The 25,922-nt window shown below is 49.7% G+C and carries 18 protein-coding genes and 1 pseudogene; 9 read left to right on the forward strand and 10 right to left on the reverse strand.

Annotated elements, in window-relative coordinates; all coding sequences use genetic code 11:
* Window positions 1-5: 5 nt before the first annotated feature.
* Both ilvA and ACX9GV_RS18860 read left to right on the forward strand, forming a co-directional pair.
* Window positions 6-1,549 (forward strand): annotated as a pseudogene (gene ilvA / locus ACX9GV_RS18855) (threonine ammonia-lyase, biosynthetic).
* A gap of 147 nt (window positions 1,550-1,696) precedes the next feature.
* Window positions 1,697-2,398, forward strand: a complete 702-nt coding sequence (locus ACX9GV_RS18860) for a DUF2461 domain-containing protein (RefSeq protein ID WP_473196525.1) — start codon at window positions 1,697-1,699, stop codon at window positions 2,396-2,398.
* 14 nt (window positions 2,399-2,412) lie between these two features.
* Here ACX9GV_RS18860 and ilvY read toward each other — a convergent pair whose 3' ends face one another.
* The gene (gene ilvY, locus ACX9GV_RS18865) at window positions 2,413-3,294 is read right to left on the reverse strand and encodes an HTH-type transcriptional activator IlvY (RefSeq protein WP_473196526.1); all 882 of its coding nucleotides are present in this window, start codon (window positions 3,292-3,294) and stop codon (window positions 2,413-2,415) included.
* 223 nt (window positions 3,295-3,517) lie between these two features.
* Here ilvY and ilvC point away from each other — a divergent pair, with 223 nt between their 5' ends.
* On the forward strand, window positions 3,518-4,993 hold the full coding sequence (ilvC, locus tag ACX9GV_RS18870) for a ketol-acid reductoisomerase (protein ID WP_023489241.1): 1,476 nt from the start codon (window positions 3,518-3,520) through the stop codon (window positions 4,991-4,993).
* A gap of 111 nt (window positions 4,994-5,104) precedes the next feature.
* Here the strand turns inward: ilvC and kdgK are convergent, their stop codons facing one another.
* The 3 genes from kdgK to yhjD all read right to left on the reverse strand — a co-directional run bounded on the left by kdgK (window position 5,105) and on the right by yhjD (window position 9,043).
* Window positions 5,105-6,037 carry a 2-dehydro-3-deoxygluconokinase gene (gene kdgK, locus ACX9GV_RS18875; RefSeq protein WP_473196527.1) on the reverse strand — a complete coding sequence of 311 codons (933 nt, stop codon included), beginning with the start codon at window positions 6,035-6,037 and terminating at the stop codon, window positions 5,105-5,107.
* A 387-nt stretch (window positions 6,038-6,424) separates the two neighbouring features.
* Window positions 6,425-7,747, reverse strand: a complete 1,323-nt coding sequence (locus tag ACX9GV_RS18880) for an MFS transporter (protein ID WP_473196528.1) — start codon at window positions 7,745-7,747, stop codon at window positions 6,425-6,427.
* Window positions 7,748-8,044: 297 nt separating this feature from the next.
* Entirely contained in the window at window positions 8,045-9,043 is a 999-nt protein-coding gene (gene yhjD / locus ACX9GV_RS18885) for an inner membrane protein YhjD (RefSeq protein ID WP_473196529.1), read from the reverse strand.
* 292 nt (window positions 9,044-9,335) lie between these two features.
* On the opposite strand from yhjD, the gene ACX9GV_RS18890 reads away from it, so the two are divergent.
* On the forward strand, window positions 9,336-10,202 hold the full coding sequence (locus tag ACX9GV_RS18890) for a crotonase/enoyl-CoA hydratase family protein (RefSeq protein ID WP_023489237.1): 867 nt from the start codon (window positions 9,336-9,338) through the stop codon (window positions 10,200-10,202).
* A gap of 88 nt (window positions 10,203-10,290) precedes the next feature.
* Here ACX9GV_RS18890 and pdeR read toward each other — a convergent pair whose 3' ends face one another.
* Complete coding sequence (gene pdeR, locus ACX9GV_RS18895; protein ID WP_473196530.1) at window positions 10,291-12,285, reverse strand: cyclic di-GMP phosphodiesterase; 1,995 nt, start codon at window positions 12,283-12,285, stop codon at window positions 10,291-10,293.
* A gap of 594 nt (window positions 12,286-12,879) precedes the next feature.
* On the opposite strand from pdeR, the gene spy reads away from it, so the two are divergent.
* Window positions 12,880-13,422: an ATP-independent periplasmic protein-refolding chaperone Spy gene (gene spy / locus ACX9GV_RS18900; protein WP_473196531.1), complete on the forward strand. Its 543-nt coding sequence runs from the start codon at window positions 12,880-12,882 to the stop codon at window positions 13,420-13,422.
* Between the two features lie 285 nt (window positions 13,423-13,707).
* Here spy and gorA read toward each other — a convergent pair whose 3' ends face one another.
* Together gorA and ACX9GV_RS18910 are read right to left on the reverse strand one after the other, a co-directional pair.
* Window positions 13,708-15,060 (reverse strand): glutathione-disulfide reductase, encoded by a 1,353-nt coding sequence (gorA, locus tag ACX9GV_RS18905; RefSeq protein WP_473196532.1) that lies wholly within the window; start codon window positions 15,058-15,060, stop codon window positions 13,708-13,710.
* 158 nt (window positions 15,061-15,218) lie between these two features.
* Window positions 15,219-16,061 carry a 23S rRNA (adenine(2030)-N(6))-methyltransferase RlmJ gene (locus ACX9GV_RS18910; RefSeq protein ID WP_473196533.1) on the reverse strand — a complete coding sequence of 281 codons (843 nt, stop codon included), beginning with the start codon at window positions 16,059-16,061 and terminating at the stop codon, window positions 15,219-15,221.
* A 264-nt stretch (window positions 16,062-16,325) separates the two neighbouring features.
* On the opposite strand from ACX9GV_RS18910, the gene prlC reads away from it, so the two are divergent.
* The 3 genes from prlC to ACX9GV_RS18925 all read left to right on the forward strand — a co-directional run bounded on the left by prlC (window position 16,326) and on the right by ACX9GV_RS18925 (window position 21,153).
* Window positions 16,326-18,368: an oligopeptidase A gene (prlC, locus tag ACX9GV_RS18915; protein ID WP_473196534.1), complete on the forward strand. Its 2,043-nt coding sequence runs from the start codon at window positions 16,326-16,328 to the stop codon at window positions 18,366-18,368.
* 8 nt (window positions 18,369-18,376) lie between these two features.
* Window positions 18,377-19,123 (forward strand): 16S rRNA (guanine(1516)-N(2))-methyltransferase RsmJ, encoded by a 747-nt coding sequence (gene rsmJ, locus ACX9GV_RS18920; protein WP_473196535.1) that lies wholly within the window; start codon window positions 18,377-18,379, stop codon window positions 19,121-19,123.
* A gap of 137 nt (window positions 19,124-19,260) precedes the next feature.
* The gene (locus tag ACX9GV_RS18925; RefSeq protein ID WP_473196536.1) at window positions 19,261-21,153 is read left to right on the forward strand and encodes a bifunctional metallophosphatase/5'-nucleotidase; all 1,893 of its coding nucleotides are present in this window, start codon (window positions 19,261-19,263) and stop codon (window positions 21,151-21,153) included.
* A 187-nt stretch (window positions 21,154-21,340) separates the two neighbouring features.
* Here ACX9GV_RS18925 and gdhA read toward each other — a convergent pair whose 3' ends face one another.
* The gene (gene gdhA / locus ACX9GV_RS18930) at window positions 21,341-22,684 is read right to left on the reverse strand and encodes an NADP-specific glutamate dehydrogenase (protein WP_473196537.1); all 1,344 of its coding nucleotides are present in this window, start codon (window positions 22,682-22,684) and stop codon (window positions 21,341-21,343) included.
* A gap of 193 nt (window positions 22,685-22,877) precedes the next feature.
* Complete coding sequence (uspA, locus tag ACX9GV_RS18935; RefSeq protein ID WP_037385422.1) at window positions 22,878-23,309, reverse strand: universal stress protein UspA; 432 nt, start codon at window positions 23,307-23,309, stop codon at window positions 22,878-22,880.
* 565 nt (window positions 23,310-23,874) lie between these two features.
* Here uspA and uspB point away from each other — a divergent pair.
* On the forward strand, window positions 23,875-24,210 hold the full coding sequence (uspB, locus tag ACX9GV_RS18940) for a universal stress protein UspB (protein ID WP_037385425.1): 336 nt from the start codon (window positions 23,875-23,877) through the stop codon (window positions 24,208-24,210).
* A 55-nt stretch (window positions 24,211-24,265) separates the two neighbouring features.
* Here the strand turns inward: uspB and pitA are convergent, their stop codons facing one another.
* A complete protein-coding gene (gene pitA / locus ACX9GV_RS18945) occupies window positions 24,266-25,771 on the reverse strand; it encodes an inorganic phosphate transporter PitA (RefSeq protein ID WP_473196538.1) in 1,506 nt (501 codons plus the stop codon).
* Between the last annotated feature and the right edge of the window lie 151 nt (window positions 25,772-25,922).

The following is a 25,922-nucleotide window of genomic DNA, read 5'->3' on the forward strand; positions in this document are numbered from 1 at the left end:
TGACGATGGCGGTATCTCAACCCTTACCCGAAGCTCCTTGTGGCGCGGAATATTTGCGAGCGGTTCTCCGCTCGCCCGTTTACGAGGTGGCGCAGGTTACCCCGTTAGAGCCAATGGACAAAATCTCTTTACGCCTTGGTAATACCATTCTGGTCAAGCGTGAGGACCGCCAGCCAGTGCATAGCTTCAAGTTGCGTGGGGCCTATGCGATGATTGCCAGCCTTAATGATGAGCAAAGAGCCCGTGGTGTAATCACGGCTTCTGCGGGTAATCATGCGCAAGGGGTGGCGTTTTCCGGTAACCGTCTGGGGATTCGTACCCTTATTGTGATGCCAGTCGCCACCGCTGATATCAAAGTTGATGCGGTGCGTGGTTTCGGTGGTGAAGTGCTGTTGCATGGTGCCAATTTTGATGAAGCCAAAACCAAGGCGATTGAACTTGCCGAGCAACAGGGCATGACTTTTGTCCCCCCTTTGATCATCCGGCGGTGATTGCCGGGCAGGGTACGCTGGCCATGGAGTTGTTGCAGCAGGATGCCCATCTGGATCGGGTTTTTGTACCGGTTGGCGGCGGCGGCTTGGCCGCTGGGGTGGCAGTACTGATCAAACAGTTGATGCCACAAATCAAAGTGATTGGCGTGGAGGCAGAAGACTCTGCCTGTTTGCGTGCCGCATTGGATGCGGGTCACCCGGTTGATCTGGCGCGTGTTGGCCTGTTTGCCGAAGGGGTCGCTGTAAAACGTATTGGTGATGAACCCTTCCGTTTGTGCCGTGAGTATCTCGATGATGTGATCACCGTTGATAGTGATGCCATCTGCGCTGCTGTGAAAGATCTGTTCGAAGATGTGCGAGCGGTTGCTGAGCCCTCGGGAGCTTTGGCGTTGGCGGGGTTGAAGAAGTATGTGCAGCAGCACCATATTCAGGGTGAACGGCTGGCGCATGTTCTTTCTGGTGCCAATGTGAATTTCCACGGCCTGCGTTATGTCTCTGAACGTTGCGAATTAGGTGAACAGCGTGAAGCTCTGTTGGCCGTGACCATCCCCGAGCAGAAAGGGAGCTTTCTGAAGTTTTGTCAGTTATTGGGCGGTCGCTCAGTAACCGAGTTTAACTACCGTTACGCGGATGCTCGCAACGCCTGTATCTTTGTCGGGGTCCGATTGACCCGAGGGCGTGTTGAGCGCCAGGAGATCATTGATCTGTTAAACCATGGGGGTTATCAGGTGGTGGACCTGTCTGATGATGAGATGGCGAAACTGCATGTACGCTATATGGTGGGCGGCCGCCCGACAAAACCGTTGCATGAGCGGTTGTACAGTTTCGAATTCCCGGAATCGCCAGGGGCACTGCTTAAGTTTTTGCAAACCTTGGGGACTTACTGGAATATTTCCCTGTTCCACTATCGTAGCCACGGTACTGACTTTGGCCGCGTACTGGCAGGTTTTGAGCTTTCCCAAAACGAGCCGGAGTTTGAACAACATCTGACCGCCTTGGGTTACGATTGCCACAATGAAACCAATAACCCGGCATTCAGTTTCTTTCTGCAGGGATAACATCTATACCCAAGTTCAATAAAGTTGCAGGTAGGCGACAAGTGAGCGAGACCCTGGGAGCATAGATAACTATGTGACTAGGGCGAACGAGCGTAGTCAACACCCCTGCAGTTTCATTGGCGACGGGTATAAAGCAAGGACAGCAATATGACCAGTGAATTCACCGGCTTTAGCCAGCAAGGGCTGAATTTTCTGCAACAGGTGCGAATCGAGAATGATAAAGCGTGGTTTGACGCCCATCGTGATGTCTATGACCATGAGTTATTAATGCCGTTTCGTCAGCTGGTGGCTGCCCTTGCGCCGACGATGTTGATGATTGACCCACAGTTTGAAACGCGCCCAGCCATTGGCAAAACGCTGTCGCGCATCCACCGTGACACGCGTTTTTCCCATGATAAATCCCGTTACCGTAGCCGTCTGTGGTTAACGTTCAAGCGTGCCAGCAAGGACTGGAAGGATGCTCCCGCCTATTTCTTCGAGTTGGGTCCAGATATGCTGCGCTATGGGTTGGGTTATTATTGTGCCAACAAACCGACGATGGATCTGTTTCGCCATACGCTACAACGCCGGCCACAGCAGTTTTTAGGCGCAGCAGAGTGTTGCCGAGCGCCGTTTGAGCTGGTGGGGGAAAGCTACAAACGCCCACTGGTCAAAGATCAGGCGGCAGACATTGCCACCTGGTATAACCGTAAATCCTTTGCGGTCATGGTCACCGACGTTCAAGTAGAGAAACTGTTCAGCGCTGAATTGGTTTCCCTCTTGGCGCAAGGTTTCCAGCAATTGGAGCCGCTTTACCAGTGGTTGATGCAGGTGGAGGCGATGAAACAGATCTCCCCAGAAGACTTATAGCTCCCCATCACCCTTCACAGTAAATGCCAAAACGCCTCAATCAGTGGTTCGTTAAGGCGTTTTTTCTGCACACAGACCCCCAGTTCGAATGGTTCAACCATCGAAACATTCCCCAAGAGAGAAATACGGTTGCGCACCGGTTCTGGGCTGTTATCGACCACTACGCCAGGGATCAAGGCGATGCCGCAGCCTAACGCCACCATGGAGACAATCGCTTCATGCCCCCCCACCGTGGCGTAGATCAATGGGTTGGTGATGTGCTGGCGGCGGAACCACAGTTCAATCCGTTTTCGTGAGGGGCCGTGTTCAGGCAGGATAAAGGGGATATTGGGCCAGTCTGGTTGTTCGGCAAAAGCCTGGGTACGCACAGTACAGGGGAGTGCCGGTGCAATCAGGACCAGCGGGATCTCACCGATTTGGGTGAACGCCACGCTGGTCGGTAACGTTTCTGGTCGGCCAGCGATACCGAGATCAGCTTCATTAGATTGCACTTTGTCTACCGCATCGGCGGCATCGCCGGTGGTTAACTTGATTTCTACCAGTGGGTGTTTCGCACGGAAGCGATCAAGGATCGGTGGCAGGTGGCTGTAAGCGGCAGTGACTGAACAGAATAGACGCAGTTCGCCACTTAACGATGGGCCATGTTGCCCAATAGCATGTTTTAATTGCTGATATTGTAGTAGTGTTTGTTGGGCGAAAACTTTTAGCTGTTCACCCGCATCGGTCAATTGCACGGTGCGGTTGTCTCGTAAAAACAGCGGTTGTCCAAGGAATTCCTCCAACCGCTGGATCTGGCGAGAGAGCGTGGAGGGGCTGACGTGCATGGCTTTGGCGGTTCGACCAAAGTGATGACTTTCAGCAAGATGCAGGAACAGTTTTAGGTCACGTAAGTCCATATCAGTACACTCGCAGCAAAAGCGTTGCATAAATTGCAATATCACATTCGTAATATATCAATTTAAGCAATGCAATTCCTGTTATACAGTGAACTCAATCGCCCCCGCACTACGGTACGGGGATAAAAACCTAGACCCTATGGATTTCCCTTTTAGCTGATGGCGTTACCACAGCCAGGGGAAAGACAAGGGGAACAAGACAAAATTTAACCGGAGTAGCACGATGGCTAACTATTTCAACACATTGAACCTGCGTCAGCAGTTGGCGCAATTGGGTAAGTGCCGTTTTATGGGCCGTGATGAATTTGCTGATGAAGCGGGTTACCTGAAAGGGAAAAAAGTGGTGATTGTCGGGTGTGGCGCACAGGGTCTGAACCAGGGTCTGAACATGCGTGATTCAGGTTTAGACATCGCCTATGCCTTACGTAAAGAAGCTATCGATGAGAAACGTGCCTCATGGCGTAAAGCGAGCGAGAATGGCTTCAAGGTCGGTACTTATGAAGAACTGATCCCACAAGCCGATCTGGTGATCAACCTGACTCCAGACAAGCAGCACTCTGCTGTGGTGCGTGCGGTACAGCCATTGATGAAGAACGGTGCGGCACTGGGTTACTCCCATGGTTTCAACGTGGTTGAAGTGGGTGAGCAGATCCGTAAGGACATCACGGTAGTGATGGTTGCTCCTAAGTGCCCAGGTACTGAAGTCCGTGAAGAATACAAGCGTGGTTTTGGTGTGCCAACCCTGATTGCGGTTCATCCGGAAAATGATCCTAAAGGTGAAGGGATGGCCATTGCCAAGGCATGGGCTGCGGCGACTGGCGGCCATCGTGCCGGGGTGCTGGAGTCTTCCTTCGTTGCTGAGGTCAAATCTGACCTGATGGGTGAGCAGACCATTCTGTGCGGTATGCTGCAAGCCGGCTCACTGCTGTGCTTCGACAAGCTGGTGGCCGAAGGTACTGACCCAGCTTATGCAGAAAAACTGATTCAGTTCGGTTGGGAAACCATCACCGAAGCGTTGAAGCAAGGCGGGATCACATTGATGATGGATCGCCTGTCCAACCCAGCAAAACTGCGTGCTTATGCGCTGTCTGAGCAGTTGAAGGGCATTATGGCGCCATTGTTCCAAAAGCATATGGATGACATCATCTCTGGTGAATTCTCCAGCGGTATGATGGCTGACTGGGCAGCAGACGATGTCAAACTGCTGACCTGGCGTGAAGAAACCGGTAAAACAGCGTTTGAAACTGCGCCGCAGTTTGCTGGCAAAATCAGTGAACAAGAGTATTTCGATAACGGCGTGTTGATGGTTGCTATGGTGAAGGCGGGGGTTGAGCTGGCTTTCGAAACCATGGTTGATTCCGGCATTATCGAAGAGTCTGCTTACTACGAATCACTGCACGAGCTGCCACTGATTGCTAACACTATCGCACGTAAGCGTCTGTATGAAATGAACGTGGTTATCTCTGATACCGCAGAATATGGTAACTATCTATTCTCTTATGCGGCAGTGCCATTGCTGAAAGAGTTTATGACTACCCTGCAAGCGGGTGATTTGGGCAAGCCAGTGGCGGGTACTGCCGTTGATAATGCGCAGTTACGTGATGTTAACGAAGCCGTGCGTAATCACCCAATCGAGTCTATTGGCCGCAAACTGCGTGGCTATATGACCGATATGAAGCGTATCGCTGTTGCAGGCTAACCTTCAGCTATCATGATCTATGCTGTCGCATTTGAGGCAGCATAAATAATAAGGCCAGCATTATTGCTGGCCTTATGTATGTTCAGATAACAGAAAGTTGATAACAGAAAGTTACTGTGGCATGGCTTCAAGGGGAATAATAGCCCCACGGTATTGGATCACGGTGCTAGCCGTCAGGTGGCCGCGTTTGGCGGCACTAACAACATCACCACCGGTCAAGCGTACTGCCAGATAACCGGCGCTGAAGGAGTCCCCTGCCGCGGTAGTATCAATGACTTTTTCTTTGGGCAATTTGACTGCTGGCACATCATCAACCTTACCCTCTGCACTGAACACCAGGCAGGAATCCGCCCCGCGTTTAATCACGATTTCGTTGACACCAAAGCCGCGGGTACGGTTCACCACCTGCTCAACCGGTTGTTGGCCCCACAGTAAATCTTCATCATCCAACGTCAGGAAAGCGATATCGGTACAAGAGAGGACATCACGATAAACTTGTTGAGTCTCTTCCTTGCTTTGCCACAGGCGTGGTCGGTAGTTGTTATCGAAGATCACTTTGCCGCCATTGGCGCGGCATTGGCGTAACAAGGCCAACAGTTTTTCCCTGCTGGCAGGGTTAAGAATCGCGACGCTGATACCACTGAGGTAAAGGTAATCAAATTTTGCTAATTGCGCGCACAAGCTCTCTGCTTGTGGGCTATCTAGCCAGTAACGGGCGGCAGCATCATTGCGCCAGTAATAGAAGGTGCGTTCACCGCTGGCGTCAGTTTCGATGAAATACAGCCCAGGCAGTTTATTGTCCAACTGCTGTACCAGGTCAGTTTTCACCTGCTCCTGTTGCCAGGCTTGTAGCATCTCCCGGCTAAAGCTATCAGTACCCACTGCGGTGACATAGTGGACGTTCAGTGCTTGTTGTGGCACCTGACGAGCGATATAAACGGCGGTATTAAGCGTGTCACCACCAAATCCGCGGCTGAGGTCAGCGCCTTTTTGCGACAATTCGATCATGCATTCGCCAATAACGGCGAGGTTTTTGCTGTTCATGAGAATTCCTGGTTTCACAATGAGTCTGGTTGAGGCTATGGCTATAGTCTCAACGTAAGGCAGAATCGAGTCAATAGAAATAAAACACCGTTTTAATCGCTTTATGAGCCTGATCAGAAAACCCGTTGATGGGGTACCTATATCATCATCATCTTTCACATTGCGAGCGTTTTAACCGTAGGTCTTTTCAGATTTATTGATGGGTAGCTGGTTTGAAAGGAACACTCAGAGGCTAATAGAAAGGTGCAGCAACCAGCGCATTGAATGGGCTGTTTCAGCGCTGTTCCAAATGTAACTCGGTCATTACCGCTATGAATGAAAAGTGAGTCTTGTCTGTTTGCGAAAACCGGGCAATCAATGGCCCCTGCTGCAGGGGCCAAGATAATATTACAACGACTTATGCCGGGTTTCTTTTAGTACCAGCAGTGCGATCAGTGTCAGGCTAGCCATCGCCGCCAAATACATACCCACATAAAACAGCCCAAAATTATTGCCCAACCAGGTGGCAATGTAGGGGGCTACCGAAGCACCGAGAATAGAGGCGACATTATAAGAGAATGATGCACCGGTGTAGCGTACCTCGGTGGGGAACAGCTCTGGTAGTAATGCACCCATAGGCCCGAAGGTCAGGCCCATCAGGCTTAATCCAAGGAGTAGGAAAGCCATGACCAGCACCTGATTACCAGAGCCTAACATGCTTGGGAATAAGAAGGAGAAACCGATCATCATCAGTGTAATGGTGATCATCGTTTTACGGCGACCAAAGGCATCAGCCAAAAGACCCGCAATTGGCACCATAACACCAAAACCAATGACGGCGACCATCAGCATCCACAGGAAGGTATTGCGTGAGTAACCCAGCCCTAAAGGTTCGGGGGTGGTCCCGAAGGTCATTGAATAAACGGTCATCAAATAGAACAGGGTATAGGTAGCCAACATGATGAAGGTACCGAGAATGGTGACTTTCATATGTTTGGTCAGCAAGGTCCCGAGAGGGATTTTTACCTGTTTGCCCGCTTTGGCCGCCTTGGTAAACACCGGTGTTTCATGCAGAGACATACGTACATAAAGGCCAACGATGACCAGTGCGGCAGAAAGAATAAACGGCACCCGCCAACCCCAGGTCATAAATTGCTGGTCAGTCAATATCCAGGAAAGCAGCAGGAATGTGCCGTTAGCGAAGAAAAAGCCGATGGGTGCTCCCAACTGTGGGAATGAACCATAGAGTGCACGCTTGCGTGGTGGTGCATTCTCGGTGGCTAACAGCGCTGCCCCGCCCCATTCTCCCCCCAGACCCAATCCTTGGCCGAAGCGGGCTAGTGCCAGCAGAATCGGTGCTAAGATGCCAATGGTTTCATAAGTGGGTAACAGGCCGATGAATACGGTAGAAATCCCCATGGTCAGTAGCGAGGCAACCAAGGTGACTTTGCGCCCGACCCGATCACCGAAGTGGCCAAACAGGGCAGAACCGATGGGGCGTGCAATAAAGGCGATGGCGAAAGTTGCCAATGATTGCAAGGTGGCAGCCGCAGGGTCGCCTTGTGGGAAGAAAATATGAGGAAATACGATTACTGCCGCTGTGGCATAGATATAGAAATCGAAGAACTCAATGGCAGTACCGACCAGAGAGGCGACAAGCACTTTTCCCCGGGAGTTAACGGGTACAGCGGTTTCTTCTGCATCCAGAGTTGTGGTTGTGGTGGGTTGCATAGTTATTTCTTAAAATAATTTTTAAAGTTTAAAGGGCCATCTTAGTCATAGCAAAATCCCTTTTCAACGGCAGAAATAATAGTCGCTCAGTCAATACAGGTTAAAAAGTCCAATGTCTTAAAAGAGAGCACATCTATAGTTTTAACGTTGGATAAGCTCGCCATTGTTAGGAATAAACGCTGGTAAAAGGGGAAAGAAAAGTGAGGAAGTAGTTTGTTATGCTATTTTCCCCACTCAAGCTGATTAAAACGGCATTCAGCACACTGCTATTGGTAGCAATTCGACCAACACCGGTGTTCACTTTACCTGCGGTGGCGTTTTATTTTTTGGGTATTGCGCCGTAGCAATCCAGGCGGCACAAAACAGTGTTAAGCGTGCGAAGAAGTAAAAGAACGCCATCAACCCAATGACCGAACCAAAGGCTGCGCCAGAAGGGGACCTGGCCACTTGAGGGAGCGTCATCGTCATTACAAACTTAATGACTTCGAAACCGATAGCGGCGATCAGCGTACCGCGTAACAGCGCTTTTTTCTCAGGTTTATGGCGCGGTAGCATCCAGAAGATCCAAAGAAATAACAGGTAATTGGCAAAGATTGAGATAGACAGGGCAATTAGCGTCATCGCTGGCCGTAACCACTCAATGTCATCCAACCCCAGTAAATGCACGATAGTCGCCTGGGCAGAACCGGCGATAGAGGTCAGTGATAGTGTCACCATTAATGCCACCACCAGACCAGTAAGGGAAACAAAGTCACGCATGTAGCGGAAATAGAATTTTTCCTGATCCTGTGAGCGGCGTTGCCAAGTGTCACATGACTGGGCGCGGATCGCTTCACGCAGGTTACCCATCCAACTGACACCTGAATAGAGCGCCAGCGCCAAACCTGTCAGACCCACCGTAGTACGTTGCTGGATTGCTGTGTTCACGGTGTTTTTCAAGGTATTGGCAAGGCTAGGGTCGCTGATGCTATTGGCGATTTTATTAATCAGTTCCGCCAGTAGGTCGGGATTAGAGGCCAACACAAAACCGACAGCAGCAAATGAGACCATCAGGATGGGGATCAGAGAGAGAAAAGAGAAATAGGTAATGGCCGCACCGAATTGGCTACCCATGCGATCGTTAAATCGATCCGTGGCACGCAACAGGTGAGCGATGCTGGGCCAGGTTTTAACACGCTCCAGCAAAGAGAAAAATCCAGCAAGACCACCATCTGCTTTTCGATGGGGAATTTGGGGGGCGCTTGGTGGCTTCTCTGTGGTTTTGTGTGGTGGCTTAGGGGTTGATCCGATAGACATTGTGTAGTGATGTCCTTAGCAACAAATGATACGACATTGCTTTGATTATACTCGCGATACTTTAATTTTCAGCATGGTTGGTCAATTCTTGTGACGAATAGTGCGGCAAAAACTTAAGCAATGCAAAACTATTCCCTTCATCTGAATTCCTTCAATTTTTATCTAGTTAACCAGCAGGAAAGCGTCTACTCATCTTATGGCGCAGTGTTTTTCAAGTTGTTGCTGCGCCTACTGCAGCCATAACGGCTGAAACGATTATTACCTGTTATCAATAGATAGAAAGGAAGGTCCTATGAAATTGTTTAATCATCCAAACTGCCGCCCATTTACTGAAGCGGGCAATCTGTCACAACTCTCTGCTTATTATGAAGAGGAGCGGCATATTATGTGGATGTTATTACGAGCTGAACCGCGCCCCTGTTTTAACCAGAAACTGATTGAGGACATCATGACGTTGGCGCGGGTGGCGCAAGAGTCGACACTGCAGTTCGACTTCTGGGTGACGGGGTCGTTGGTGCCGAATATGTTCAATGTCGGCGGGGATTTGAACTTCTTTGCCGAGTCGATCAAAAACAATCAACATGAAGCCATGATGGCTTATGCACGGGCCTGTATTGATTGCGTTCATGCTGCGGCTCGTGGTTTTGATACTGGAGCCGTAACCATCGCGATGGTGGAAGGAAGTGCGCTAGGTGGAGGGTTTGAAGCGGCACTGGCACACCATTTTGTATTGGCGCAGAACAACGCACGCATGGGGTTCCCAGAGATCGCCTTCAATCTGTTTCCGGGTATGGGTGGTTATTCACTGGTTACGCGTAGGGCTGGGATGCGTCTGGCAGAAGAGTTGATCTGGAAGGGGGAATCTCACACCGCCGAATGGTTTGAAAGCCGTGGACTGGTGGATCAATTGTTTCAACCCGGGGATGCCTATATGGCAACCCGAACTTTTATTGATACCATCCGACCTAAACTCAACGGTATGCGTGCCATGCTGCGTGCTCGTCAGCGAGTGCTCCAACTGACCCGTTCCGAACTGATGGATATTGCGGAGGATTGGGTACACTCAACCTTTACCATTGAAGAGAAGGACCGGGTATATATTGAACGGTTGGTCACCCTGCAGGATCGGCATGCACTTAGTTTGCGTCGCGTTGGTTAACCTTTATAGCCAAGTTTATTCAAGTGACAGCTAAGTGGTAACAACGCCTTCTGGCGCTTGAAAGATGATGGCAATAATCCCGCCCGCATCACTGTGCTGGTGATTGCGGGCGATACGATTGCAACCACGCCTCAAACTGTTCAGGAGGCATTGGCCGTGCAAACAAAAAGCCCTGTTTTCCGTCAACGCCAACACTATCGAGGAATTGGCTCTCACTTTCGGTTTCCACGCCTTCGGCAATCACTTTGAACTGCAGCGCCTCTGCTGCTGCAACAATGGCTCGTATTAATGATTGCGCCACTGGGTTCAGATCGACGCCGCGGACAAAACTTTGATCCAATTTAATGGCATCAAGAGGGATACGTGCAAGTTGCGCCAGGGAAGAATAGCCGGTACCAAAATCATCCAGGTGTACTTGTGCGCCTAACGTTCTTAATTGAGTGATGACTTCACGTACTCGGCTTTCATCATCAATCAGGCTGCTTTCTGTTAACTCAAAATCCAGCGTGCAGGGTGACAGTTGGTTTTCCTTTTGTACTCGAACAAAGTCATCAACGACACTATCATCAACTAATTGCCGGGCAGAAAGATTAACCGCGACGCGTATATTCAGGCCTTGCTGTTGCCACTTGGCGGCTTGTTTAGCCGCAGTTTCCAGTACCCAGCGGCCCAAAGGGGCGATTAACCCAGACTCTTCCGCATAAGAGATAAACTGTAGCGGTGAGATTAAGCCACGTTCGGGGGAATCCCAGCGAACCAAGGCTTCTACGCTGCACACCTCACCGCTGTGTGCGTTGATCTTTGGTTGGTAATACACCACCAACTGATTTTGCTCCAGTCCTTTGCGTAGATTGGTATCCAGCCACATATATTCAGCTACTCGCCGATTCATTTCGGGGGAGAAAACAGTAAAGGTCCGTTTACCACTCTCTTTAGCCACGTACATCGCGGTATCGGCACTCCGGATCAGGCTGTCCAGGTCGTGTCCGTGCTCTGGGCACAAGGCGATGCCGATAGAACAACCGGTATAAACTTCGATCAGCCCAATGTGGAAGGGTTTTTTCAGCCGTTCAATAATCCGTAGGGCCAGTTCTTCCAGCAGCAACTGATCAGCTTTAGATACCAGTACCAAAAACTCATCTCCCCCCAAGCGGGCGAGAGCTTCCCCGTGATTAAGGCAACTGAGAATAGAGTGGGAAACTTCAACCAGTAAACGATCACCAAACATGTGACCATAGGCATCATTCACTTTTTTAAAGTTGTCGAGGTCCAAATAGACCAGCCCGACGCTGCTGTCACCACGTTCGTTAACCGCCCGAGCAATGAGATCCTGAATCGCGTTACGGTTTGGCAGACCGGTGAGAGTGTCGGTATTGGCCAGCACCCGTAGATGCTCCCGGGCCCGGCGCTCTTCCGTGATGTCTGTGCCGGAACAAATCAGGAAAACCTCTTTTTTCCCACTGCCACTGTGGACAAATTTATTACGAAACAGGAATAACCGTTCGCCTTTAACGGTTTTGATCAAGCGTTCTACTTCATAAGATGAGCCGTTACGAAAGAAACCTTGAATGTTACGGCGTGACACTTTGGCCTCTTCGGGGCTCATAAACAACTGGAAGACATTTTTGCCGACCACATCTTGTTCTTGCAAACCAGTATATTCTTCACTCAGGCGGTTAAAGCGCTGGATTCGCCCATGTTGGTCAACGATCACAATCACGGAGTTGGCTTCTGAAACCACTTGTTCGGCAAATGACAAACCGTGTTCTAGGTCTCGTGCCACCGCCTGCGTATCGGTATAAGCTGAAGCGGTTCCCCCCCATTCGAATTTATTGATTCGCCGCCCGACCAAGTGCAGATGAATAGGTTCGCCGGCAAGTTGAATAGTGAGTTCCAGACTGGCGGTGACCCCACTCAGACGGCGGATTTTCGCTGCATCCAGGTCGCTAAGGGCTACTGCGATATGTGTTTTACCTTTAACAGCGGTTAACTCTAGCGCATTACTGTCGAACGTCAGGTGCCAATAGGGGCTGCTAGTGCCAAAATGAACGTTGAGTAGCATGGGGCCCTGGTCTGCGAACATGATCCTTCCTTAAAAAGCGGGAGTGCGGGGGCAGTGATTAACAATATAGACTCAAATTTGTACAAGTCATAGCCAGCCAACGATAAGCAGTTTGAATGATTTAAAGTATAGACCCAAGTTGATTCAAGTTGCAGAGGATTTGAACCATGACTCGGCTGGTTGATGGTGGCATCTTGCTTGGCAGCCTAGCTATCAGTGTTCAACGCGATCAGCGGTCTCAAATCGCTTACCTTTGGGCAGCGTTTTTGTTGCTTGCTCAAATTATGGGGTTTATCTCGGTTTATTCAGCATGGTTCTGTTGCTGTTTATCGGCGAGTTGCATAGACTGGGCTTTAATTATATAAAACCAACCTAATAACCCACACATTATTCATAATTTATCCATAATTGACCGATAAAGTGATTTTTGATTTTAATATATTTACACTCCATAAAATTACTCTATGTTCGGCGGTATATTATTATTTCACGACAACAGCCCCATTGCTTTTTTGAATTTTTAACGTGTTTATATACCCAATGTGAATAGTATGGTTGGTGAGCGATGTTGATAAACAACGCCCCAGATAAAAGGCAAATTTTAAGGAAATAATTATGCGTAAACTGACTGCTTTATTTATCGCTTCTACTTTAGCTTTTGGCGGCACCACGATGGCCTTTGCGGCTGATGATGCCACGGCCCCTACGGCTGCACCCGCCACGGCTGCTACCGCCGCACCTGCTACAGATACCGCACCAACGAAAATGATGCGCCATAAAGGGCACGGCAAAGAAGGGCATGGTAAAGGAGGTTTGTTTGCGGGGCTGAACTTGACGGAACAGCAACGCCAACAAGTACGCGATATCATGAAGGAATCGCAGCAAAATTTCAGCCAGGAAGCGAAAGGTCAGCGCCAGGCATTGCACAGTCTGGTGGCTTCCGAAAGTTTTGATGAGGCCAAAGTAAAAGCAGAAATTGATGCCATCAGCAAAGTGCATACTGAGCGGATGCTGCAGCGTGCTAAAGCGGAAAACAAAGTCTATAATCTGCTGACTGCCGAGCAGAAAAAGCAATATAACGAGAATTATCAAAAGCGTGAACAGGAAATGATGGAGCATATGGAAAAAATGAAAGAGAAGCGGTCCGCTGATCAATAAATAGACATTTAATAACGCTACCTTATATATAATCAGATAAAACAGGATCCCATGTGGGTCCTGTTTTTTATCAGGGCAGCGCTAATTATCGTGTGGTGGCTTGTGGCTTCACGGCACCATGTTCAATGGTTAACGCGAATGTCTTTCTCGAGACAGCTATCAATAAATCAAAATAGCAGGATAAGTATTTCAATATGGAGCGTTAACTGGCAGGTGAAAAGCCAAAATGAAACGTTGGCTACCCAAGCCCATTCAATTCGCTGGGCTTGGGTATAGTTCGTACCATTAACGCATAGTAACAAACTCTTCTGCCGCTGTTGGGTGGATAGCGACGGTATTGTCGAAATCTTTCTTGGTGGCACCCATTTTTATTGCCACCGCAAAGCCTTGTAAGATCTCGTCCATACCAAAGCCAATACCATGCAGGCCGACGATCTTCTCATCTTCACCCACACAGACCAGTTTCATCCGGCAAGGTTGGCGGTGCTGGGTGACCGCGCTGTACATTGCGGTGAAGGATGTTTTGTAAACCTTCACCTGGTCTGCGCCAAATTTTTCTTTTGCTGCCGGTTCTGTCAAACCAATCGTACCGATTGGTGGATGGCTGAATACCACGGTAGCAATATTGCTGTAATCCAGGTGTTCGTCCGGTTTATTGTTGAACAGGCGCTCAGACAGGCGGCGTCCGGCAGCCACGGCCACTGGGGTCAGTTCTACCGCACCGGTATTGTCACCGACCGCATAGATACCTTTGACGTTGGTGTTCTGGAATTTATCGACTTCGATATAGCCTTTGTCATTGGTTTTTACACCAGCAGCAGCCAAATTCAGGTTATCGGTTGCCGGTTCACGCCCAATGGCCCAGATCAGCGAGTCGACGGTGAATGTTTTGCCATTCTCCAACCGCAGTGTCAGGCTGCCATCCGCATTTTTGCTGATGGATTGGGGAATCGATTCGGTATGTAGGCTTGGCCCTTCGGTGTTCATCACTTCCACCAGGGTTTCTACCACCATAGGATCGAAGCTACGTAGCGGCGCATGTTTACGTACAAATAGATGTGTTTCTGCCCCTAGTGCATTCAGCACCCCGGCAATTTCTACCGCAATATAGCCAGCGCCCACCACGGCGACGCGTTTTGGCATGGCATCCAAGGCAAAGAAGCCATCGGAGTCGATTCCGTATTCAGCCCCAGGAATAGCGGGGTGATTGGGGCGACCTCCAGTGGCGATCAAAATATGGTCGGCAGTGATTCTTTCACCGTTGACTTCGACGGTATGCGTATCAATAAAACGCGCAAAACCCTTGATCACGTCAACGTTATTCTTAGCGAGTACATTGTCGTAAGAGGTATGGATACGGTCAATATAAGCGGTGCGGTTGGCGATCAAACGTTGCCAGTCAAAATGGTTGACGGTGGTATCAAAGCCGTAATCCGGCCCATACTGGTGGATAGCCTCGGCGATTTGTGCCGCATGCCACATCACCTTTTTCGGCACACAACCCACATTAACGCAGGTGCCACCAAGTTCTTTGGCTTCAATCAGGGCGCATTTCTGACCGTACATGGCAGCCCGGTTGATCGATGCGATACCACCGCTGCCGCCGCCAATTGCTAGATAATCGTAATGTTTCGTCATCTGGGTTTTCCATGCGAGTTGTGATTCGAAAAATGATAAGTTTAATGCTTGGCAGGGCTTTGTCGCAAAGATTGCGTCAATAGTTGTAATAGGCACAACCTAGCCTCTGCCCGTTTCAACGCCGTTGCCGCTGTTCGGCAACCACTGGGGTTTAACTTTTATTCTGGTACCACCCAGTTCACTAGATAGTGACCGATACCCGTGGGTACCAGCACTTTATGTAACCATGGCAGCACATTGTTCATCTGCTGCTCTAACTTCCAGGGTGGATTAATCACAATCATGCCTGATGCGGTCATTCCCCGTTGTTCACTGTCTGGTTTTACTGCCAGTTCAATTTGCAGGATGCGCCGTATACCGGTTGCTTCCAAGTCCTTGAGCATCCGCTTGATTTGCTGACGCAGTACTACCGGATACCACAATGCATAGGTACCGGTGGCAAAACGTTTATAACCTTCCTGAATACCGCTCACCACGTTTTGGTAATCGGTTTTGAGCTCATAAGGTGGGTCCATCAAGATGAAACCACGGCGAGACAAGGGGGGCAGTTGCGATTTCAGTTGTTGATAACCGTCGGCACGCAGCACTTTGGCACGTTCGTCTTTCTGGAACTCGCTGCGTAGTAGCGGGTAATCTGTTGAGTGCAACTCGGTCAGATGAATTTTATCATGTGGCCGCAGTAACTGGCGGGCAATCAACGGGGAGCCGGGGTAATAGCGCAAGGTGCCGGAACGATTAAAATTATGCACGGCGCTCATATAGGCCGCCATTTCTGTTGGCAGATCATCACGCTGCCACACCAGACCGATACCGTCCAGGTATTCCCCGGTGCGCTCGGCATGCTCGCCACTTAACTGATAGCGCCCAGCACCGGAGTGAGTATCCAGATAGAGTAGCGGTTTCTCTTTTTCTTTCAGCGACTCAATGATCAGGCTTTGCACGGTGTGCTTGAGCACGTCGGCGTGATTGCCAGCGTGAAAACTATGGCGGTAACTTAACATGGCGTCTGGTTATTCCTTGCGCTCCTGCTGGAGCAAAATGTAATAAAGGCCGATAATGGCTACAGTATAAACTTTCTGGTCAAGAAAAAGTGAACGACGTTGACTTGTTACGCGACCTAACCGCCAGATAGTGTTCATCGTTAGACTGGGTGGCAGGTTTTATCAGGTGCGCCATTGATTTTCCTGCCACTTGGCACCATGTTAATTAACATTATTTGACCTGAACTCTGCCTCGGGTCAACAACCATAATCAGGACTTTCCTTATGACTAATCCGTTGCTGACACCGTTTTCCCTACCTCCGTTTTCGGCTATCCGCCCTGAAGATATTGTGCCTGCAGTGCAATCTGCCTTAAATGACTGCCGTGCTGCCGTTGAGTCTGTGGTGGCGCAACCGGGCCCATTTACCTGGGAAAATCTGTGCCAGCCGCTGGCTGAATCTGATGATCGTCTGGCCCGTATCTGGTCGCCAATAGGCCATTTGAACTCAGTGAAAAACAGCCCAGAATTACGCGAAGCCTACGAGAAGGCGCTGCCCTTGCTTTCTGAGTATGGCACTTGGGTGGGGCAGCATGCGGGGTTGTATCAGGCTTATTGCAATCTGAAGCAGGGGGAAGGTTTTGCCAAGCTGACCCAGCCGCAGCGTAAAGCCGTGGAAAATGCACTGCGTGATTTTGAGTTATCAGGTATTGGCCTGCCAGCGGAAAAACAACAGCGTTATGGTGAGATAGTTGCTCGGCTGTCTGAACTGGGTTCGACCTACAGTAATAATGTGCTGGATGCCACCATGGGGTGGAGCAAGCTGATTACAGATGTGAATCAGTTGAGTGGTTTGCCAGAAAGTGCCTTGGCCCAAGCGCAGGCGATGGCACTGGCTAAAGAGCAGACCGGCTGGCTGTTGACGTTGGATATGCCAAGTTATCTCCCGGTGATGACTTATGCGGATAACCAGGCACTGCGTGAAGAAATTTATCGTGCCTTTGCTACCCGAGCCTCTGATCAGGGGCCAAATGCAGGCCAGTGGGATAACAGCGAAGTGATGGCAGAAATGCTGGCTCTGCGCCATGAATTGGCCCAACTGTTAGGTTTTGGCAGTTATGCTGATAAGTCATTGGCGACCAAAATGGCTGAGAACCCGCAACAGGTACTCGATTTTTTGAACGACCTGGCGAAGCGTGCGCGCCCACAGGCAGAACAAGAATTAGCCCAACTACGTGCTTTTGCCAAACAGCACTATGGTGTGGAGCAGCTTGAAGCTTGGGATATCACTTATTACGGTGAAAAACAGAAACAGCATCTGTTTTCGATCAATGATGAACAATTGCGGCCCTACTTCCCGGAGCAGCGTGCATTAGAAGGGTTGTTTGAAGTGGTGAAGCGTATTTACGGAATCACTGCTAAAGAGCGTAAGGATGTGGATACATGGCATCCTGAAGTGCGCTTCTTTGATCTGTTTGATGCGGCGGGTGAACTGCGGGGTAGTTTCTATCTCGATTTGTATGCTCGTGAGCACAAGCGCGGCGGTGCCTGGATGGACGATTGCGTGGCCAGCTTGGGTAAAGCCAATGGCGAGCAGCAAAAACCGGTGGCCTACCTCACCTGTAACTTTAACCGCCCGCTAGGTGACCAACCTGCGCTGTTTACTCATAACGAAGTCACCACCTTGTTCCATGAGTTTGGTCATGGCTTACATCATATGTTGACGCAGATCGATACTGCGGGTGTTTCTGGTATCAATGGTGTGCCTTGGGACGCGGTGGAGTTGCCAAGCCAGTTTATGGAAAACTGGTGCTGGGAACCGGAAGCGTTGGCGTTTATCTCTGGTCATTTTGAAACCGGCGAACCTTTACCCGAAGCGTTATTGAACAAGATGCTGGCAGCGAAAAACTACCAGGCAGCGCTGTTTATCCTGCGCCAGTTGGAATTTGGTCTGTTTGATTTCCGTATGCATTTCGAATACAGCCCGGAAAAAGGGGCTCAGATCCTGCCAACGTTGGCTGAGGTCAAGAAAATGGTTGCGGTGGTGCCTTCACCCAGTTGGGGTCGCTTCCCACATGCGTTCAGTCATATTTTTGCTGGGGGCTATGCGGCCGGTTATTACAGCTATTTATGGGCGGAAGTGTTGTCGGCAGATGCTTACTCGCGTTTTGAAGAAGAAGGTATTTTCAATGCTGAAACCGGTAAATCCTTCCTGGATAATATCTTGTCCCGTGGGGGCTCTGAAGAGCCGATGACGTTATTCAAGCGCTTCCGTGGCCGCGCGCCAGAGCTGGATGCGATGTTGCGCCATTATGGTATTAAAGGATAACTCGCCCCGTGAGCGTGTTTTTATGCTGTGAAGCAGGCGCCGACCCCGGCGCCTTATCTATGTTGGCTGAGCGTTGGCAATTGACCAGTGACGAAAATGCGTTGCTGGCGCTGGTATTGACGCCAGAGCGGTTAGAGTTACGTAAGCGCGATGAGCCAAAACTTGGGGCGATCTACGTTGATTTTATCAACGGCCCGATGGCGCATCGGCGGCGTTTTGGTGGGGGGCGCGGTGAGGCGGTCGCTAAAGCGGTGGGCATCAAGGGCAGTTATCTTCCCAGCGTGGTAGATGCCACTGCTGGGTTGGGGCGTGACGCATTTGTTCTGGCGTCACTGGGTTGCCAGGTACGGATGCTGGAGCGTAATCCCGTGGTTGCTGCACTGTTGGATGATGGTTTGCAGCGGGGCTATCAGGACCCAGAGATTGGCCCTTGGCTGCGTGAACGGATGACGCTGCTGCATGCTTCGAGCCTGACGGCCTTGGCCGATTTGCAACCTCCCCCGCAAGTGGTGTACCTCGACCCGATGTATCCGCATAAGCAGAAGAGTGCGCTGGTGAAAAAAGAGATGCGAGTTTTCCAGTCATTGGTGGGCAGCGACGCTGATGCGGATGAATTGCTTGAACCGGCTCGTCGGTTGGCAACCAAACGGATTGTGGTGAAGCGCCCTGACTATGCACCACCGCTGGCAGATGTGCCTGCGCATGCCACCACGACTACCAAAAATCACCGTTTTGATATTTATATGCCTATATAACAGGGTCAATATATTCATAATAATTATGATTGAACGGTGTCACACTTTCTCTATGGGGTCTACAAGGTGACTAGTAACCCCTGAGCGCTTGCTGCATAATCTCATTGAATTACAATAAAATAAAATGAGATTTTACTATGAAAAAGAGACTACTTCCCTTGCTGCTTGGTTTGAGTGGTTCGGTTATTGCAGCCGAACCTATTAATATCACTATCCTGGGTACCTCTGATCTGCATGGTACTTTTGTACCTTGGGATTACGCTTCTGATACTGAAAATTTGGCGGGTAGCCTAAGCCAAATTGCTACGCTAGTGCATCAAATCCGCGCCCAACAGCCGAATGTGATTTTGGTGGATGCTGGGGACACCATTCAGGGCAACTTTGTTGAAACTTTCAAGAATGATAAAACCAGCCCGATGATGTTGGGCTTCAATGCGTTGAACTACGATGTGTGGGTGATGGGCAATCACGAGTTTGATTTTGGCCTGAAAGTATTAGAGACCTCGTTGAACCAGTTCAATGGGACGGCGTTGGCGGGCAATATCTTCTGGGAAAGCGGCAAACCCTATTTACCCGCTTATAAGATAGTGGAACGCCAAGGGGTGAAAATCGGCATTATCGGGATGGACACACCCATGACAGCCGAGTTTGCCAAGGGGACTGATCACATCGATGGCCTGAAATTTACCGATCCGGTACAGGCGGTAAAACAGGTGATTCAGCAGCTTGACGGTCAGGTGGACGCTATTGTGCTGGTGGCCCATATGGGGATCGATAATGAGAACCAGCGGCCTGGAACGGGAGTGGGCGATATTGCACGCGCCAACCCGGAACTGGCGGCAATTGTTGCTGGGCATATGCACGTCAAGATAGATAAAGCGGTGATTAATGGCGTGATCATTACCGAGCCGGATAAATATGGCCGCGCATTATCGCGTATCGACCTGCAATTTGAGCCGCAAAACGGTCAGTATGTGTTGATCAATAAAGACAGCTATACCTACCCCATCAAAGGGATGGCTTCTGACAAAAAGCTGGAACAGATCTATCAACCGTTCCATACCATCCTGCGAGCCAATGCCAACCGACCCATTGCCCAATTAACGGGGCAGGATCTGGTTCCGCCCGATGCGGTAAAGGGGATCCCTCAGGTACATGTGCAGGATACCGGTATCAGTGCGCTGTATCAGGAAGCGCTCCGTTACTACGCACCTAAAGCAGAAGTGATTGCATTACAGATAGATAATGACCAACCAAGGCTGAATGTGGGTACGATTACGGCCAAGGATATCGCCTTTAACTACCAATATGCTGGCGGAGAAATTACGGTTTATCAGCTTACCGGCAAAGAGTTGAAGGCCTACATGGAGTGGGCTGCTGACTACTTCAACCAGTTGCAGGATGGGGATGTCACCTACAGTTTCAACCCGCAACGGCGAGCTTCCAAATATTCCACCAATGACTTTTTTGATGGTGTGACTTACACCATCGATTTGCGCAAGCCTGCTGGACAACGCATTACTGAGCTGAAGTTGAACGACGGTACGCCGGTGACGGATGCCTTACCCATTCGCTTGGGCATGAACAGCTATCGCATGGGGCATTTGACGCAGAAAGGCGGAGCATTGGCAGGGATGGAGTTTCCGATACTTTCAGACACCAAAGCTGAGTATGGCGAAGAAGCCGGGACCGTGCGCAATTTGACCCTGCGTTATTTAAGCGAAGTGAAAAAAGGGCAATATCAGGGTAAAACGATGCAGCGCTGGAAGCTGCTGGGCCTGGAAGGTTATGAGCGTGAACGCCAGATAGTGGAAAACCTGCTGAATACGGGCAAAATCAGTGTGCCGACCAGCGATGATGGGCGTTATACCAATGTCGCCTCTATTAATGTCAAAGCCTTGTTGTTTAGTGATCCGCAAAGCAAACAGCAACAGATTAGGGCGCTGCAGGAGCAGGCACAAATGGAGAGCGATCCGGTTATCAAACAGCGGTTAAGTGATCGAGCTGCGATCATTGAGGCCATTAACTAAGAGACTATACTCTAAATAATTCGAGATGCTTGTAGGCAGCCAGCGATGGAATCCCCAGGAGCATAGCTGACTATGTGACTGGGGTGACAGAGTGCAGCTAACACCCAAGCAACTTGAAGTATGACGAGTATAGAGAAATGCCGGCGTAAGACGCCGGCATAGGGACGATAAAAAGTATCACTCTGGATTAAAGTACACCCTGAGCCAACATGGCGTCAGCCACTTTGACAAAACCAGCGATATTGGCACCATGCACATAGTGTGTGTGTTTGCCTTCACCACCGTAATTGACACAGGACTGGTGGATATCTGCCATAATTTGTTTCAAACGAATATCCACTTTTTCGGCTCTCCAGCTCAGGCGTGCGGCATTTTGTGCCATTTCCAGCCCAGACGTGGCGACACCACCGGCATTGGCTGCTTTACCTGGCGCGAACAGAACACCGGCCTCAAGGAAGGCATCGGTAGCTTGGATGGTGGTTGGCATATTGGCACCTTCAGCAACCGCTTTGACCCCGTTACGAATCAATATTTGTGCTGCATCAAGATCCAGTTCGTTCTGAGTAGCACATGGCAGCGCGATATCTACCGGTACATGCCATGGCTGTTGGCCTTCCAGATAGGTCAGGCCACGCTCGCGCGCATAGTCAACCACCCGGCCATAGCGCTGGTTTTTGATTTCGGTCAGATGTGCCAGTTTTTCTTTGGTAAAACCAGCTTCATCCACCACTGTACCGCCAGAATCTGAAACAGTGATCACCCGAGCATTCAGCTCCAAGGCTTTTTCAATGGTGTATTGTGCAACGTTACCCGAGCCGGAAACCGCAACTCGCATCCCTTCAAAACCCAAACCATGGCGCTTTAACATCGAATCGGTAAAGTACACCAGACCATAACCGGTGGCCTCAGGGCGAATCAGACTGCCGCCAAACGACAATCCTTTACCGGTAAATACACAACCGGTGTTGTTGGAAAGCTTTTTCATCATGCCAGCCATAAAGCCCACTTCGCGACCACCTACGCCGATGTCCCCGGCGGGTACGTCAGTATCTGGGCCCAGGTGACGGTAAAGTTCGGTCATTAAGGCCTGGCAAAAACGCATGATTTCGCCCTGGCTTTTACCCTTCGGATCAAAGTCTGAACCACCTTTGCCACCACCCATTGGTAGTGTGGTGAGGGCATTCTTGAAGGTTTGCTCAAAACCCAGGAACTTCAGAATGGAGGTGTTGACTGAAGGGTGGAAACGCATCCCCCCTTTGTATGGCCCAATAGCGGAGTTGAACTGGATACGATAAGCGCGGTTAACGCGAACCTGCCCCTGATCGTCAATCCAACTGACGCGGAACTGAATGATGCGCTCAGGCTCCACCAAACGTTCGAGCAATGCGTAGTCACGATAATGCGGATTGCGTTCGATAAATGGCCACAAAGAGGTAAATACTTCCCGAACTGCCTGCAGATATTCTGGTTGATGCGAGTTATGACGTTGTAAAGATTTTAGAAAGGATTCTAGCGATACAGCCTGTTCCATGGATAGCTCCTGTTTAGCATTTTGGTTCCCCTCTTTTAATGATCTATCTCACAGTTGGGGGAGGATGTTGTGTCTATACCGACTATAGCATTGAGAGGCGGCTGATTAACAAGCAATAAATGAAGAAAACATGATGAAAAACGCCCGCATTAGGCGGGCGTGGGTATAACGAGGTTGTGAGTGCTTACTTACTTTATTCTTCTTCACGCAATGGCACAATCAGCATATCGATGTGTACCGTATTGATGAGTTGGCGGGCGGAAGACATCAGTTTGCTCCAAAAATCCTGATGGTGCCCACAGAGTACCAAATCCATATCGTACTTTTTGATTGCATCAACCAAGACCTGTGCCAAGTCACCGCTACCACTGAGGGTTTCGGTAATCGGGTAGCCGGCATTTTGCGATAGTTCGCTTAATGCTCGATGGGTTTCTTCAGAAATGCGTTGTTGCATATCGCCAAGATTGACATCAATTAGGCCGGTATACAGGTCGGAATAGTTAACATCAACGTGGATCAGGGAGACTTTGGCATTGTATGGCCGAGCCATTGATACCGCCTTCTCAACCAGGATTTTGCTTTCTGGGGACAGGTCAACCGCGATCAGTATGTGTTTGTAAGCCATAAAAAAACTCCCTCTCTATATATGCCGATTAAAGTGTGCAGGCATTCAGTGTTTCAGCTTGGTGCTTTCATCTCTCCTGCATCATACCATCCAGATAACATCGTGATATGTTGAGGCGATCACAATGCATTGCATCAATGGGTTAGTCGCTGATGTAAAAAAACAGTGTAGCTTGGATGAACTGGGTTAAAAAACGTTATCGGTATTTAACCGCGTTAGTGTCAATGTTTTCATGATAGGTCGGTTTAATATTACTGCATTGTTAAATTGCGCGTTAAGAATTTTAACAATTTTAATAAATTTGATACAACACGCGTGTTCATTTGCATGCCATATTCTACAATAGTGAATATAGCGATTAGCTAGATCATTTCTCCTTAAGCTGACAGAAGCGTCAATTCAATATTATCCACAGCTAGGCTTCTGTGGCGGTTATTGAAGGGGGAAATTCAGGGGTAAAAAATATGCTAGGAGGATGGGAGCCACAGGCTCCGACAGCATTGGGTAAGAAGTAGGGCTGTTGGCTCGGCGGTTGGTCGGGTTAGTACGCCTTGAGGAGGTCATCATGATTAGTACCGTTGCGCTGTTTTGGGCTCTGTGTGTGATATGCGTGGTTAACCTGGCTCGGTATTTATCTTCTCTGCGTGCGCTGTTATTTGTTTTACGCGGCTGCGACCCATTACTGTACCAATATGTTGATGGTAGCGGCTTTTTTACGTCCCATGGACAACCCCGCAAACAGATACGGCTGGTGAGCTATATTTTTTCTCAGCGATATATTGAGCATCATGATCCTGAATTTATTCGCCGCTGTCAGCGGGTACGTGGTCAATTTTTGCTGACGTTGTCGCTGGGGGGATTGGTGATTGTTAGCCTGTCGACGATGGCGGTCTACTATTAGCTCATGAGGTTGATTCAAGCAAAAAAATGGCGGCCAATATGACCGCCATTTAGCGCTAAATCAGTTTCAGTGCTAGCCAGTAAAGGCCCCCGGAAAGTAGCAGCGACACCGGTAGGGTCAGTACCCAGGCCAGTAGAATGCTCTTCACGGTTTTACTCTGTACGCCACCACCGTCAACGATCATGGTGCCCGCAACAGCGGAAGAGAGCACATGGGTAGTGGAGACGGGCATACCGGTATAGCTGGCAACACCAATTGACAGTGCAGCAGTCATCTGAGCTGATACCCCTTGGGCATAAGTCATGCCTTTCTTGCCAATTTTTTCGCCAATAGTGGTTGCCACTCGTCTCCAACCTATCATGGTACCAATGGACAGCGCCAAGGCGACCGCCACGATAATCCAGGTTGGTGCATACTCGACGGTTTGCAATAAATCGGAACGTAGTTTTTTGAGGAACCGTTGATCATCCGCAGAGATTTCCGGCAGCTTGGCTATTTTCCCTGCCGTATCGGTAACGCACATTAACAGACGGCGCAGATGACTGCGTTGTTCTACCGTCAGTTGGTCGTAACTTTGCAGATTGTCCAACAGGGCCAGAGAACGGTCTATGGCGATCAGCGCGCGTGCACTGTCACAGTGGAACTGAACCGGTTGATTCTCTGTGGGTAGTGTATTCTCAGCAGTGGGTGCCAAGGGGGCTTGTCCGATCACATGAGTCAGCGACTCACCATGCTGCTGGTAGAATTGCTGCAGGTGAACGACAGCATCCCGTGTACGGGTAATGTCATAACCCGTTGCGCTCATATTGAGCACAAAACCGGCCGGGGCAACGCCAATCAGCACCAGCATAATCAACCCGATACCTTTTTGACCATCGTTAGCACCGTGTGAAAAACTGACACCAATAGCGGACATGATCAGGGCGATACGTGTCCAGAATGGCGGCTTACGTTTGCCATCGACCTTTTCACGTTCAGCCGGTGTCATATGAATGCGTTGGCGTTTTTTGGTATTACTCCAGTAATGGCGCAGTATAAATACCATCAAGCCAGCAACCATCATACCCACCAGTGGGGATAAGATCAGCGACAGGAAGATGGCGATCATTTTCGGCACATTCAGTGCGTCCACGACGGAGGTGCTAGTGACGAGTGCATTGGTTAAACCAACACCAATAATCGCGCCAATCAAGGTATGGGAACTGGAAGCGGGCAAGCCAAAATACCAGGTGCCGAGATTCCAGATAATCGCTGCCAGTAACATGGAAAAAACCATGGCTAAGCCTTGTGTTGAACTGACGTTCAGCAACAGATCGGTTGGCAACAGGTGAACAATGGCATAGGCAACGCTCAAACCGCCGAGCATAACCCCAAGAAAGTTGAATACACCAGCCATAACGACCGCAAATTGCGAACGCATAGCGCGAGTATAAATGACAGTAGCAACCGCGTTGGCCGTATCGTGAAAACCATTGATGGCTTCGTAAAACAATACGAACAACAAGGCAATAATTAACATTAGGCTGGTATGAAAATCCAGGCCAGAGAACAAATGTAGCATATAAGTGTCACGCCAGGTTTGTGGACTTGATCGCCGCGCATTATCAGTGACAATGGGTCTCTGGGAAAAGGGAAATATGACGTTTTTTTGACGTGACGATGACAAAAGGTCTCAATGCCTTAGAGTAATCAAATAATTTCAGTATGTTACC

Source organism: Serratia sp. 25CWL12 (assembly GCF_055790885.1).